The organism is Photorhabdus tasmaniensis (assembly GCF_011189505.1).
Taxonomy (GTDB): Bacteria; Pseudomonadota; Gammaproteobacteria; order Enterobacterales; family Enterobacteriaceae; genus Photorhabdus; species Photorhabdus tasmaniensis.
The window spans coordinates 1-12,592 of the sequence record NZ_PUJU01000003.1 but is presented as its reverse complement, the minus strand read 5'-3'; the positions used below and the strand labels follow the sequence as shown (position 1 = coordinate 12,592).

Annotated in this window: 14 protein-coding genes, 2 pseudogenes and 1 riboswitch; of the genes and pseudogenes, 9 read left to right on the top strand and 7 right to left on the bottom strand. The window is 37.1% G+C overall.

Annotation, left to right across the window (positions count from 1 at the left end):
• Positions 1–2: 2 nt before the first annotated feature.
• On the bottom strand, positions 3–542 hold the full coding sequence (gene tadA, locus C5471_RS01525) for a tRNA adenosine(34) deaminase TadA (protein ID WP_133814865.1): 540 nt from the start codon (positions 540–542) through the stop codon (positions 3–5).
• Between the two features lie 635 nt (positions 543–1,177).
• On the opposite strand from tadA, the gene C5471_RS01520 reads away from it, so the two are divergent.
• From C5471_RS01520 to C5471_RS01495, 6 genes and pseudogenes are all read left to right on the top strand, one after another.
• Complete coding sequence (locus tag C5471_RS01520; RefSeq protein ID WP_133814864.1) at positions 1,178–1,897, top strand: gp53-like domain-containing protein; 720 nt, start codon at positions 1,178–1,180, stop codon at positions 1,895–1,897.
• Positions 1,898–2,011: 114 nt separating this feature from the next.
• Positions 2,012–2,077: pseudogene (locus tag C5471_RS25195) on the top strand (tail fiber assembly protein); the annotation flags it as partial.
• A 290-nt stretch (positions 2,078–2,367) separates the two neighbouring features.
• Positions 2,368–3,084, top strand: coding sequence for a phage tail protein (locus C5471_RS01510; RefSeq protein ID WP_133814863.1), 717 nt, complete (start codon positions 2,368–2,370; stop codon positions 3,082–3,084).
• Position 3,085: 1 nt separating this feature from the next.
• Positions 3,086–3,520: a tail fiber assembly protein gene (locus C5471_RS01505; RefSeq protein WP_133814862.1), complete on the top strand. Its 435-nt coding sequence runs from the start codon at positions 3,086–3,088 to the stop codon at positions 3,518–3,520.
• Between the two features lie 354 nt (positions 3,521–3,874).
• Positions 3,875–4,603 (top strand): phage tail protein, encoded by a 729-nt coding sequence (locus tag C5471_RS01500; protein ID WP_133814861.1) that lies wholly within the window; start codon positions 3,875–3,877, stop codon positions 4,601–4,603.
• Between the two features lie 45 nt (positions 4,604–4,648).
• Complete coding sequence (locus tag C5471_RS01495; RefSeq protein WP_133814860.1) at positions 4,649–5,083, top strand: tail fiber assembly protein; 435 nt, start codon at positions 4,649–4,651, stop codon at positions 5,081–5,083.
• Between the two features lie 572 nt (positions 5,084–5,655).
• On the opposite strand, the gene C5471_RS01490 is transcribed toward C5471_RS01495, so the two are convergent.
• Positions 5,656–7,140: an aldehyde dehydrogenase family protein gene (locus C5471_RS01490; protein WP_133814859.1), complete on the bottom strand. Its 1,485-nt coding sequence runs from the start codon at positions 7,138–7,140 to the stop codon at positions 5,656–5,658.
• A 332-nt stretch (positions 7,141–7,472) separates the two neighbouring features.
• Complete coding sequence (locus C5471_RS01485; RefSeq protein WP_133814858.1) at positions 7,473–8,609, bottom strand: ABC transporter substrate-binding protein; 1,137 nt, start codon at positions 8,607–8,609, stop codon at positions 7,473–7,475.
• A 273-nt stretch (positions 8,610–8,882) separates the two neighbouring features.
• Here C5471_RS01485 and C5471_RS24150 point away from each other — a divergent pair.
• The 3 genes and pseudogenes from C5471_RS24150 to C5471_RS01475 all read left to right on the top strand — a co-directional run.
• Positions 8,883–8,972, top strand: a pseudogene (locus C5471_RS24150) (hypothetical protein); the annotation flags it as partial.
• A gap of 166 nt (positions 8,973–9,138) precedes the next feature.
• Positions 9,139–9,477, top strand: coding sequence for a DUF6694 family lipoprotein (locus C5471_RS01480; RefSeq protein ID WP_133814857.1), 339 nt, complete (start codon positions 9,139–9,141; stop codon positions 9,475–9,477).
• A 152-nt stretch (positions 9,478–9,629) separates the two neighbouring features.
• A riboswitch (M-box (ykoK) riboswitch) is annotated at positions 9,630–9,801 on the top strand.
• A 74-nt stretch (positions 9,802–9,875) separates the two neighbouring features.
• Positions 9,876–10,946 carry a magnesium transporter gene (locus C5471_RS01475; RefSeq protein ID WP_133814856.1) on the top strand — a complete coding sequence of 357 codons (1,071 nt, stop codon included), beginning with the start codon at positions 9,876–9,878 and terminating at the stop codon, positions 10,944–10,946.
• A 180-nt stretch (positions 10,947–11,126) separates the two neighbouring features.
• Here the strand turns inward: C5471_RS01475 and C5471_RS01470 are convergent, their stop codons facing one another.
• From C5471_RS01470 to C5471_RS01455, 4 genes are all read right to left on the bottom strand, one after another.
• Positions 11,127–11,537, bottom strand: coding sequence for a contact-dependent growth inhibition system immunity protein (locus tag C5471_RS01470; protein ID WP_133814855.1), 411 nt, complete (start codon positions 11,535–11,537; stop codon positions 11,127–11,129).
• Entirely contained in the window at positions 11,534–11,920 is a 387-nt protein-coding gene (locus C5471_RS01465) for an endonuclease toxin domain-containing protein (RefSeq protein ID WP_133814854.1), read from the bottom strand. The genes C5471_RS01470 and C5471_RS01465 overlap by 4 nt, the downstream gene beginning before the upstream one ends.
• A 53-nt stretch (positions 11,921–11,973) precedes the next feature.
• On the bottom strand, positions 11,974–12,195 hold the full coding sequence (locus C5471_RS01460; protein ID WP_133814853.1) for an Imm31 family immunity protein: 222 nt from the start codon (positions 12,193–12,195) through the stop codon (positions 11,974–11,976).
• Positions 12,192–12,592 (bottom strand): polymorphic toxin type 17 domain-containing protein (locus C5471_RS01455; protein WP_207627109.1); only part of this gene is annotated, 401 nt, incomplete at its 5' end. The genes C5471_RS01460 and C5471_RS01455, both read right to left, overlap by 4 nt.

Below are 12,592 nucleotides of genomic sequence, written 5' to 3'. Positions count from 1 at the left end.
TGCTATCCCAATAGACTCTTAATCAACAATTTTTGTTGATTTTCTTCCTGCTGTTTTCTGGCGGCTTTTAACGCTTTATGTTGTTCCCGACGTTGTTTGAAAAAAGCACTCAACATCGTGGAACACTCTTCAACAAGTACGCCGCTTGTAATTTCAATCTGATGATTCATACCCGGATGACGCAATATATCGATCAAAGAACCGGCAGCACCCGTTTTCATATCGCTGGCACCATAAACCAGTCGCTGGATACGGCTATGTACCATAGCGCCAGCACACATAATACAAGGCTCAAGGGTGACATATAAGGTAGTATTCAACAGACGATAATTTTGTAACTTCCCTCCCCCTTTTCGTAATGCAATAATTTCTGCATGAGCAATAGGATCATGCGCAATAATAGATTGATTCCAACCTTCCGCAAGGATTTGATTATCAGCGACCAATACAGCGCCAACAGGTATTTCCCCCTGCTCCCATGCTTTTATTGCTCGTTCCATAGCCTTCCGCATCCAATATTCATCACTATATATTTCAGTCACTGCCGTATCTCACTTGATTACATCAGGGATAATTATAACGATTTATTTTACCTATTTTCCAGATATATTTTCTTATCATTATACAGGTAACATATACCCGAAACTATTTGATATATTCGCCATAGCTGCATCTTATATTATCTTTAAATAACATTTGGCGGATTCGACTATTAAGAACATTATTCACGCAGAAATATCGAAGTGCAAAATTAACACAATCATATAAACACTCAATAAAGTAATTTTAATAATAATGCTATTAAAAAACACAATAGAAAATTATACTTACTTAAAGAAATTAATTTATCTGATTGGGAACAAAAATATCCTCACCCAAGATCACACACCTAAAATAGCTAAAACACATTTGTCAAAATAAACAACTTGTCACAACACTAAAACATAAAATTATTCATAACATAATGATAATATTTAATTTAGATATATTTTTAATTTAAAAACATTAAAATACTTATCACTACAAATCACACATAAATAGTTAACCTCCTAAGCCAAAAGAATATTTCATCATTTACCCCAAACCAGACTATAATTGACATTAGTGGTGAGAAATTATTTCCACAATAATTTAATATGTTTCTTATGAAGTACATTACTTAATTTAAGGAGTATATATGAGCCCAAAAAATGATTTTAAAGCTTTCTCTACTGGTAATAATGCGAATGTAGTGAGTCAAGAAAGATATGAAGATAGTCTGAGTTTGTATAATGGATTTCCACCAGAAGGCATTATCATTCATGTTTTAAATAAGGCGCTACGTCAATCATCAACCATATCCTCTGTTGTGGCTAATTTTATTGCGACACAATCTGGCGATGATGTTCTGGATGATGGTGATATAGCAAAACTCACGGCTCAATTAAATAGAGCATTAGAACAAAAATTTATAACTAAAATTTCCAATTACGCATTGGAAAAGGCACAAAACGGTGCAGATATTCCTGATAAAAATGTATTTTTGAAAAATATAGGCTTAAAAGAAGCAGCGAAACGGGAGGTGGGAACTGGGGTTAATCAAATTCCAGATATGTCGTCTTTCAGCGTAAACCTGAAACAGACCGGTTGGCAAAAATTACCTTCGGGTTTAATTGAAATGTGGGGATTTGTACTAGTTGACGGCAATGGCTCTATCGAGGCTGGGTATCTAAATAATTTCCCAATACCATTTCCGAACGAATGTTTTAATATTACGTTAACTCACGCTGGTTATAATCCCCAAGATGCCGGAATATGTTCAGTACATGTCGTAAATCAAAGTCAGTTCCGATGTTATAGAAGTCCTACTAATCATGTTCCACCTATTGGAGCATATTTTAAGGCCATAGGATATTAATTTGAAAAAATCGAAACATTGTGATTGTTTAATTATATATTTGGTGAATAATTATGAATGACAAAAACTATATATTTAGTGCATTAAATAAAGCATTTTATCCTATAGCTTAAAGAATGGAAAAAATACCGAGTAATACTTAACCGGGTTGATATTTCAAAAGCGCCGGAAATTGATTGACCGATTCTACCATCATCGTAACTAATAACGAGACCGGGGTTAGCATAACACCCGGTCTTAATCGTTGGATTTATATATATTTATAAAAAAAACATTAAAATAATTATAGCTATAGATTTGCATAAAAGTAATGCAATACCCCATCAATTTAGATTGATAAAAATTCAACCAACCAACACCACCAATTATATAAAAATAGTTAACCTTATAAGTCAGAATAGTATTTCATTATTATTTTTCCAAATTAAACTATGACTGACGTTAATAGCCCTAAACTTTAAGGATAATACATGAGTCAAAAAAATGATTTTAAGGCTTTTTCTATTAATGATAATGCAAATGTAGTAAATCAAGAAAAATATGAAAAAGAGCAAAATTTGCAAACTGAGTTTCCAGCAGGGGATATAGACAAACTCACCACCCAATTCAAGGAAGCCTTGGAACAAAATAACACAACAGAAGTTCCCGATGCCTCATTAACACAAAAAGGCATTATTCAACTCACTGACCAAACAGGCGAAAGTAATACACTCGCAGCAACTCAGAAACTGGTTTCCGATGTAAATAATAATGCCAATAATCGACTGGCAAAAGACCAAAACGGCGCAGACATTCCAGATAAGGCTGCGTTTGTAAAGAACCTTGGTTTAACAGATACCACAAAAATAACGGTAGGAAATAAAGAAAATCAGGTACCTGATATGTCGTTTTTCACCGCCAGCCTGGATCAGGTCGGCTGGCAAAAATTGCCTTCAGGTTTAATTGAGATGTGGGGAATAGCATCAGTTAAAGGCAATGCTTATGCTGAACCCGGTGCTTTAAATAACTTTCCAATCCCATTTCCGAATAAATGTCTCAACGTCACATTAACTCACGTTGGTAACGCCCCTCAGCATGCTGGCACATTTTCAATAATGACGGTCAATAATGCCCAATTCCAATGTTTTAGCAGTATTGCAAATTTACAAATTCCTGTAGCAGCATTTTATAGAGCAATAGGGTATTAATATGAATGATAAAAACTATGTATTTAGTGCATTAAATAAAGCATTTTATCCAATATCATTACAACAGGATTACCGTGAAGCAGACTCATGGCCAACCGATCCTATCTTCGTTACTGATAACACATTTAGTCAATTTTCTAGAACACCACCAGAAGGAAAAATACTTTCCGCTGGTGAAGATAACCTTCCTTGCTGGGCAGATATTCCCCCAGCAACGAAAAAGGAGTTAATATCTATAGCGGAAATCCAAAAAACTCAATTGTTATCTCTTGCAAATGAAAAAATAGCGCCGCTTGTTGATGCGGTAGAGCTTGATATGGCAACAAATGAAGAAATATTCTTACTTAAAGAATGGAAAAAATATCGGGTGATACTTAGCCGGGTTGATACATCAAATGCATCCGAAATTGACTGGCCGATTTTGCCATTAGCGTAACTAATAAAAAGACTGGGATTAATGTAACGCCCAGTCTTAATCACTTTATTTATTCTGGCATTTTTTATCCACTCAACATCAAGAATCACTAAAATATCAATAGTGCATTATATTATTCTTATTAAACAAGAATAAAAATAAAAATATTGTCAAATGGCTTAGATATATTTTCAATTCTAAAATATTAAACTACCCATTCGCCCTAATCATATAAAAAGAGTTAACCTTATAAGCCAGAATAATATTTCCTTATTCTCCTTACGAACTAAACTATGATTGATTTGAATTTCCAAAAATCATTTTTACAATAATCCAATGTGTTGATCATAAAATACTATTATTTAAGGGAAATATATGAGCTCCAAGAATGATTTTAAAGCGTTTTCTATTAGTAATAATGCGAATATAGTGAGTCAACAACTATACGAAGTAAGTCCAAGTTTACAAACTGGATTTCCACCAGAGGGTATTACCACTCATGTGTTAAATAAAGCATTACGTCAGTCGTCCACAATATCCTCTGTCGTCGCTGATTTCATTGCGACACAATCTGGTAATGATGTTTTGGATGATGGAGATATAGCCAAGCTCACCGCCCAATTCAATAGAGCATTAGAACAAAAAATTAAAACAAAAAATCCCGATGCCTCATTAACACAAAAAGGTGTCGTTCAGCTTACGGATGTAGTTGGCAATAGTAATACACTGGCTGCAACTCAGAAACTTGTCTCAGATATAAATAATAACATTAACAATAGAATTAACCAGCTGCCAGATATGTCATTTTTCACCGCAAGCTTAAATCAGTCCGGCTGGCAAAAATTGCCTTCGGGTTTAATTGAAATGTGGGGAATAGCAATGGTTTCTTTAGGTGGAAATCCTAATGGAGGATACCTGAATAACTTTCCAATACCATTCCCAAATAAATGTTTTAATATCACGTTAACTCACAATGATTGGGACCCTCAAGCGGCAGGAATATTTGGGGCATCCGTAGTAAATCAGAGCCAGTTCAAATGTTACAGAAGTTCTACCCATCATGCTCCTAATGTTTATACATATTTTAGGGCAATAGGATATTAATTTAAGAAAATATTTTAATTATAAAATTACAATTGGCAGGTTATTATGAATGATAAAAACTATGTATTTAGCGCATTAAATAAAACATTTTATCCAATACTATTACAACAGGATTACATTGAAGCAGGTTCATGGCCAACCGATCCTATCTTTGTCACTGATAACACATTTAGTCAATTTTCTGGAACACCACCAGAAGGAAAAATACTTTCCGCTGGGGAAGATGGCCTTCCTTGCTGGGCAGATATTCCTCCAGCAACGAAAGAAGAATTAATATCTATAGCGGAAATCCAAAAAACTCAATTGTTATCCCTTGCAAATGAAAAAATAGCGCCGCTTGTTGATGCGGTAGAGCTTGATATGGCAACAAATGAAGAAATGTTCTTACTTAAAGAATGGAAAAAATATCGGGTGATACTTAGCCGGGTTGATACATTAAAAGCATCGGAAATTGACTGGCCAATGTTGCCATCATCGTAACTAATAAAAAGACCGGGGTTAGATCACTGGGCCAAGACATACAAGAAAAATGTATTTATTTACATACTGTAAATCCAGGTATTTCTTTGCCTTTACAAATATCTCCGATTGATAATGTTGCGGCTAGTGCTGAGGATATAGATTAAAAGGATGGCTCATTGTGCATTCGTCAGATGGAGGATTAAAGTTATCTATAAGTAAAGGAGATTGATCTAACATTACAGCAATCTATATTTATGATTAGAATTATGGGCTGCATGGCAGCCCTTTTTTTTCATTTTACTTTTTTATGAAATAATTTCCGACTCTATTTTATAGAGATATTTATATATATTTATGGAAAAATATGAAACGAATATAGTAATAGAGATACATAAAAAGAACACGATACATCCATCAATTGGTATTGTAGGTAATCATTATCTAATGATTTCTGTGATCATTAGATAATATACCACCACTATCCGTGAGGTCATGAAAAAAACCAACCTCATTATTCTGAATGAGGTTGGTCGGCGGTCTGAGCCTGCCAAATTGGAAAGCTTTTTTAAATCACTAATCACTGATTGACATTATTCTTCACTGGTTTTGATGTAGATGCTCTTAACCTGAGTGTAAGAATCCAGCATCATTTTGTGTGTCTCTCTTCCAAGACCCGATTTTTTGTAGCCGCCAAATGGCGCATGAGCTGGCAGCTCATGGTAAGTATTCACCCACATACGACCCGTTCTGACAGCTTTGGCTACACGTAATGCGCGGTCGATATCCTGTGTCCAGACAGCGCCAGCCAAGCCATAATCAGAATCATTTGCCATTCTGATCACCTCTTCTTCTTCACTGAATGGAATGACGGTCAATACAGGGCCAAAAATTTCTTCGCGTGCTACCTGCATTTCATTAGCCACATCGGTAATGATAGTTGGTTGAATAAAGAAACCATCATCATAACCTTCGCCAGTAATCCGTTTGCCACCCGTCAGGATAGTTGCACCCTCTTTTTTCGCAATATCGACATAGCTGAGAATTTTTTCCATTTGTTCCTGGCTGACCTGGCTTCCCATCTGTGTTTCTTTTTCCAGTGGGTCACCAACCCGGACAGATTCAAATTCTGCTTTTAGGGAGTTGAGGAATTCATCATGAATATCTTTATGCAGGAATAACCGGGAACCTGATTCACACGCTTGCCCTTGATTTAGCAAAATAGCTTTGGCCGCATATTTTACGGCTTTTTTCATATTGGCATCAGGGAAAATAATATTGGCTGATTTACCACCAAGTTCCAATGTGGCAGGGATAAGCTTTTTGGCCGCAGCTTCGGCTACGGTATAACCTACTCTGGTGGAACCCGTGAATGCCACTTTTTCGACATCTTCATGGTCCAGAATAGCTTGACCGACGACAGATCCCCGACCGGTAACAATATTGACCACCCCAGCTGGCAGGACTTTATTCAGTATCCGACCCAGTTCAAGCAGTGTGATGGGGGTCATTGTTGCTGGATTAATCACAATGGTGTTACCCGACGCAAGAGCCGGAGCCAGTTTCCATGCTGCCATCAATAACGGGAAATTCCAGGGAATGACCTGTCCGACAACACCAATGGGTTCACGGATCACCAGGCTGAGTGTATTACTATCGAGAACTGAAGCTTCATCGGTATGGGCACGGATCACACCGGCAAAATAGCGGAAATGGTCAATGGAGGCAGGGATATCCATATTCCGGGACTCATTTAGTGGCTTGCCGGTATCTAGCGATTCAAGAATAGCAAAACGTTCTTGTTCTGCTTCCAGCAAGTCAGCTATTTTCAGTAAAACGGATTGTCTTTCGATTGCGGAGGTTTGACTCCAAGTGGGAAACGCTTTTTTCGCGGCACTGACAGCAAGATCAACATCCTCGGCATTACCGGATACATATTTAGCCAACAATTCTCCTGTTGACGGGTTAAAACTTTTAGCTGTTTCTTTGGATACACTATCGACCCATTGCCCATCGATAAGCATTTTATAGGATTCAACAGGCCACATCTCTTTCTCAATATCATGTAATCGTTTCATTAACATACTCCGGTTACTTTGGTTTAAGAATATAGTGATAATTAGAATCTATTTCATTAGGTTATTTTATTTACCATGATTATTAATAACGCTATTAAGATAGCCTCTTAATATGGTTTCAGTGTGTGAATATTCGTGTACTTTATATTTATTGTCTAACCAAGTTTATCTTGTCATATTTTATATTTCTAGCACCAGTATAGTAGAGTACAAAATAATGGATGTCTATTAGCATGTTATATAAAATATCATGCATATTCACGAACGGAAATTATAAATAAACAGTGAAATTAAATATCCGCTGGAATACTCCAACGGATTGAAAGGAAATCTTATTTTGCTGTGACCCAGAATACTCCGCTACCATCAAGGGCGGTAAAGGTTTTATGCAGATATAAACTGTCGGCTTGTGGATCGATATCTTCGAATAGATTCGGGTGCAGGAATTTCGCTATAACTTCAACGGCAATAATGTTAAACGGCGTATCGTAATATTGGTGATACAGTGCGATTACCCGCTTTTCGCGGAATGCTCTTAATACGTTCAGTTTTGGTCGTATCAGCAGTTTTTCCAGCCGTTCCTGTGACTGTTTTAGATTGCCGGTATAACCCAATGGCACTGAAAGGCTTTCAGGGCGAACTTGGTCCCAATCTGCGGCGGTCATCAGATAAAATTCAGGATTGCTGACGATTAATTGTTCTTCGTTTACCTCTCCACCCATAGCTGGGAACCAACGGGCACCGAGATTATCACCCCCTGCGGCAGTAACAAATTCACCAAAATTGCCATTACCGAAAGTTTTACAGCAATGCTCCGCGCCAAACATTCCTGCATGGCGTTCGATAAACACAGGAGGCCGCTGTTCTTTGCCCAGCGTACCAATTCGTTCATTAATTGTTTTCATCCTCTCCTGATAGAAAGCAATAAATTTTTGTGCGTTTTCTTCCTCGCCGAATACTTTCCCAAGTAACGTCATACTGGGAACAGTATTTGCCAGTGGATATTGCCGGAAATCGATAAAGATAACGGGAACACCGGCTTTCTCAAGTAAAGTAATGGTTCTGCTATCATTGAGTTTGGCTTGGAGGCCAATATCAAAAATAACCAGATCGGGTTTATAAGTCAGAGCTTTTTCAACACTGAAATCGCTTTGATAAGGGTTAGGAAAGACGGGAATATTTCGTAACTGCGGGAAGTCTTTCTCATAAGCGGTTGCCAAGTCTGGCGATTTGATTTCTAGTGCATTATCCCAAGCGATAATACCTTTAAGCGGATTATCAGGATGAAGAATATTCAAAGCAATCAATACCCGACTGTCAGCCAGCATAACCCGACTGACCGGTGCATCAACCTTAACCTCCCGGCCGGCGACATCCTTGACGATAATTTCTTTTGCCTGAGCAAAAAAAGGCAATAGTATCAATATGGCCGTCAGAAAATATTTTGCAGTACGGTGGATGACTGACATTATTTCTCCTTTGATTAGAATAGTTAAGTAAGGCAATAAACGCAGGTATGATCTCATCTGATTGGTCCAAATCTGTTAATGTTAAACCCGGAATGATAATGATAACAATTTATATTAATCAAATGGTTTTAGTATCTATGGTAAACAATATTTTATTTTTGCAATAATAACAATCAATTAAGTGATATTTTCTATCCGGTCAACTTATGCTCCTGCCTTAAAATACCTCTGCTTTTCGACGTTGCGCCAGATCAAACAAAGGTTAAGTTGTAGCGAACTCCTGCGGGTAATGGGTGTGCTTACGCGCAAGGGATGTGTGGTAAAACAGCTGAAGCCGCTGACTTACAAGATATTTTGACAGCTTGATAAATCGTTGTCAGGGAGTTCTGGCAAGGAGAAATTGTTTTGGAATAGAATAAATAAAAATTTTCATTTTATTCCTATTCTTTATCCGTTTAGCTAATTATAAACGGTTTATTGTTTCGGCTTCTGTTATTATTCCCTTGTTTGATATTCTGCGGGGGTGAATATGAAAAAGTTGTTAGCAATTTGTTTGTTCGGATTTGTATTAGCGGGCTGTGATAACCAACCTAGAATTGATGCTTCTAATGAAATTGCGTTGAAAATGTCCATTGAGAAGGTAAGAGATGCGCTGCCAGGTGATAAAAAAGCTAAGTTTGATGAATCAATTCAGGCAGCTATGTTTAATAGCATTGATTTTAATGACTTGGCGAAATCAGGGGCTAATGGCGACATAAAAGAATTGAAACGAAAATTTTATAAATCCTTGGATGGTAAAACGGCTGACCAACTGATTACTGAAGCTGAAGGAATTGAAGCTAAGAAATCAAAATCAGAAAATAAATAATTCCTTCATGGGATTATTTGTATTAAACGGCAAAAGGTGAAAATCTATGCCGTTTTTTATTATCGCCAGTGAATTAAATGAAACCTAAACAAGCTAACTATCAATCTTGAATTATTTTGATTTTTACTTATAATCTGTGCCGCATTCTAAGTGCAGTATCTCGTTAGGCGAGGCTCCTATACAAACACAGGTTGCTGATCTGACGACGTCGAGAGACGCCCAAGATTAGGACAGGATATATCGAACCAAGGTGTATCCCCATGTAACTTTCTGAGAATTCAGGATACGTTGTATAGTGCTAAAACTGAGACGTGGAGATAGCTGTTGCATTCTCTCATCTGGTTTCGCCCCTATGTGAGTACTGTTTGAAGTTCACAACAGTAATAGGGACTAACATCATGAAAGTCACATCCCATGAAAAAGTGGATGTATTAGCTATAGCTAATCATTCCATTAATGAAAAAAACGCTGATCAACAGCAGAAACATCAATTGAAAAATGAAGATGCAACTGTCAGTGCATATATGAGCCAATGTTTTATTTCTGTATCTGTTGCTGACTCTGTTTTATCGGTAAAAAGCAATCTGATTGATCAGCTTGAAGGAGAACAGATCCCAACCTATTTATATGTTATTGATGATGAAGGTTATCTGAATGGCATATTACCGGTGAAGGTGTTATTGACGGTAGCCGATGATTTATTTGTATCAGATATTATGAGGCAAAGTTATTTTTCCGTATCACCGGAACAGCCGCGTCATGATGTTCATAGTTTGATAAATCACAGTGGCATGGATAGTGTACCGGTTATTCATTTTGGCAAATTAGTGGGAGTACTGCGACCACAGGATATTGCTGAATTGATCGAAGATGAAAATACATTAGATGCTCATTTGCAAGGGGCAACCTTACCTTTGGATGAACCTTATCTCAGCACCAGCCCGATAACATTATGGCGTAAGCGGGTTGGTTGGTTATTGCTGTTATTTGTTGCGGAAGCTTACACCAGCGCGGTACTTAAAGCTTTTGAAGATCAACTGGAAGCAGCAATTTCTCTGGCATTTTTCATTCCGTTATTAATCGGAACCGGGGGCAACAGTGGTACACAGATTACCTCAACATTAATCAGAGCGATGGCATTGGGGGAAGTGAGTTTACGTAATTTATGGGCAGTGTTACGTAAAGAGGTTTCCGCTTCATTTTTAGTGGCTGTAACAATTGGTTTTGCCGCGCTTATCCGTGCCTGGATATTAGGTGTAGGCATTGAGGTAACAATTGTTGTCAGTTTGACCATCATTGCGATTACCGTCTGGAGTGCTATTGTTTCTTCCATTATTCCGATGGTATTGAAAAGGCTTTCTATTGATCCGGCTGTTGTATCTGCGCCTTTTATTGCCACGTTTATTGATGGTACCGGTCTGATTATTTATTTCGAAATAGCTAAGTTAGTGATGACAGAGCTGGCTTAATATTATCAATAAGGTGCCCATAATAATTGGGCATCTTATTGGCTGGATGTGAGTTATTTCCATAATTCTTGGCAGTGAAAGTAGTTAATTTCTTTATTTTTAAGATTATTATGGTATATTTTAAATGATTGTAAATAAACTAAGTTAAGATTAAAAAATACATTTCACATCTACTCGATTCTATTGTTCAAGAAGTATTGCTAGTTTTACATACTCAAAGCCGATGGATTCAGGATCTTTTAAATCTGGGAAAACGCAATAAGTTTCATTTTCCCCACATCCTGTTTTATTTAAAAAAATATAGCCATATTTTTCCATCAACATTGCTATCCAGATAACATATTGTTGTTTACCTTTTTCGAGATCAAAAAAAGTCACACGTTCATCAAGAGACGTTAATGTTCTACTATTTAATAACGCGCGTAAAACATCCTTACCAATACATTTATCATCGGCATCAAGAGACAATATATAAAGATTATAAATTGGGTCTCTACGAGTTTTACCAAGACCGGAGTAAGTCTCAATAAGTAAAAATTCATTAGTGCTGTAGCAACTAGCCCAATAATCTTGATCTTTGTTAAACATCATCGTTTCACCTGTGTCACTATTACCTTAACACCTTGATTCTTTCCGTATTCAATGGCCCTGTTTATTTCAGTCCATTGTACTTTCGTTGTATTGGCTAGCAACTCAGTAGTATCACACAATAAAGTTAAATATTTTTTTAGCCTTTCATCTAGGTGGTCATTGTAATTAACTGATAAATCGTCCGTATCCATCGTGCCAAGAGACTTTTGGTTAAGAATGAGTAAACCGGCAGATTCTACCGCTTCTTTGGCTATCAGGGCACCTTTTTCCCTGGCGGGCAGGGCGTTATATAACCAAGATTGAGAGTAAGTGCTAAAGAGTTCCCTATCTTGTGATAGGGAATCTGTATTAGGAAGATAGGCACTATAATAGCGGTCACTCAATAGCAATTGAGTGACCGGCTAGTCCTTAATACATCAGGCTATTACACTTAATCTTAATAAAAATCTTCGCGTTTAAATTTCTTTCCTGTTGGTTCAAGTTCATCAGGCTCAAAACATACAACATATTCGTAGCCATCAACTCTGGCAGCATAACCATAAAGTATACCGTCTTCTTCGCTTATTCCAACAATAACACCATTCCTACCAATGAATTCTGGGCGACCTTTAGAAGATACTATTTTAACTTCTTGAAAAAAATCTATTTTATTTATCATTTATGTGTAATTTTCCCATCAAGTGAAACATTTAAGTGTTTACCATCTCTACTCGCCCAGCCTAGTTGAGCTTTACCTTGTGATGAAAGTTGGACATCCCATTCAAAAGGTTGTCCTTGAGTTCTGGAAGGCCCTTTTGTCCATTCGTTACCAAACTTATCTATATAGCCTTTATTTATACCTCTACGTAAAGGCGAATTAGGAATATAATCTTCTGGTGGAACAAATCTAATTTTACCTTCTGTTGGCAATTGGACATATTTCAGCCGCCCCTTAATAGACCACAGTTGCCCTGCACCCATTGAGCTATAAGGATTAAATGTTGGTTCTTTTATATATTCAAGTGGGGCTTTTACCGCTACTTTAGCAAACTTATCGGCAGCATGGGTAGTAACCC

Bases quoted from the DNA above. Each gene is read 5' to 3' on its own strand.
- C5471_RS01460 (WP_133814853.1), bottom strand. From the start codon at position 12,195: ATGATAAATAAAATAGATTTTTTTCAAGAAGTTAAAATAGTATCTTCT.
- C5471_RS01505 (WP_133814862.1), top strand. From the start codon at position 3,086: ATGAATGATAAAAACTATGTATTTAGTGCATTAAATAAAGCATTTTAT.
- C5471_RS01490 (WP_133814859.1), bottom strand. From the start codon at position 7,140: ATGAAACGATTACATGATATTGAGAAAGAGATGTGGCCTGTTGAATCC.
- C5471_RS01485 (WP_133814858.1), bottom strand. From the start codon at position 8,609: ATGTCAGTCATCCACCGTACTGCAAAATATTTTCTGACGGCCATATTG.
- C5471_RS01470 (WP_133814855.1), bottom strand. From the start codon at position 11,537: ATGATGTTTAACAAAGATCAAGATTATTGGGCTAGTTGCTACAGCACT.
- C5471_RS01500 (WP_133814861.1), top strand. From the start codon at position 3,875: ATGAGCTCCAAGAATGATTTTAAAGCGTTTTCTATTAGTAATAATGCG.
- C5471_RS01480 (WP_133814857.1), top strand. From the start codon at position 9,139: ATGAAAAAGTTGTTAGCAATTTGTTTGTTCGGATTTGTATTAGCGGGC.
- C5471_RS01510 (WP_133814863.1), top strand. From the start codon at position 2,368: ATGAGTCAAAAAAATGATTTTAAGGCTTTTTCTATTAATGATAATGCA.
- C5471_RS01520 (WP_133814864.1), top strand. From the start codon at position 1,178: ATGAGCCCAAAAAATGATTTTAAAGCTTTCTCTACTGGTAATAATGCG.
- C5471_RS01495 (WP_133814860.1), top strand. From the start codon at position 4,649: ATGAATGATAAAAACTATGTATTTAGCGCATTAAATAAAACATTTTAT.
- C5471_RS01475 (WP_133814856.1), top strand. From the start codon at position 9,876: ATGAAAGTCACATCCCATGAAAAAGTGGATGTATTAGCTATAGCTAAT.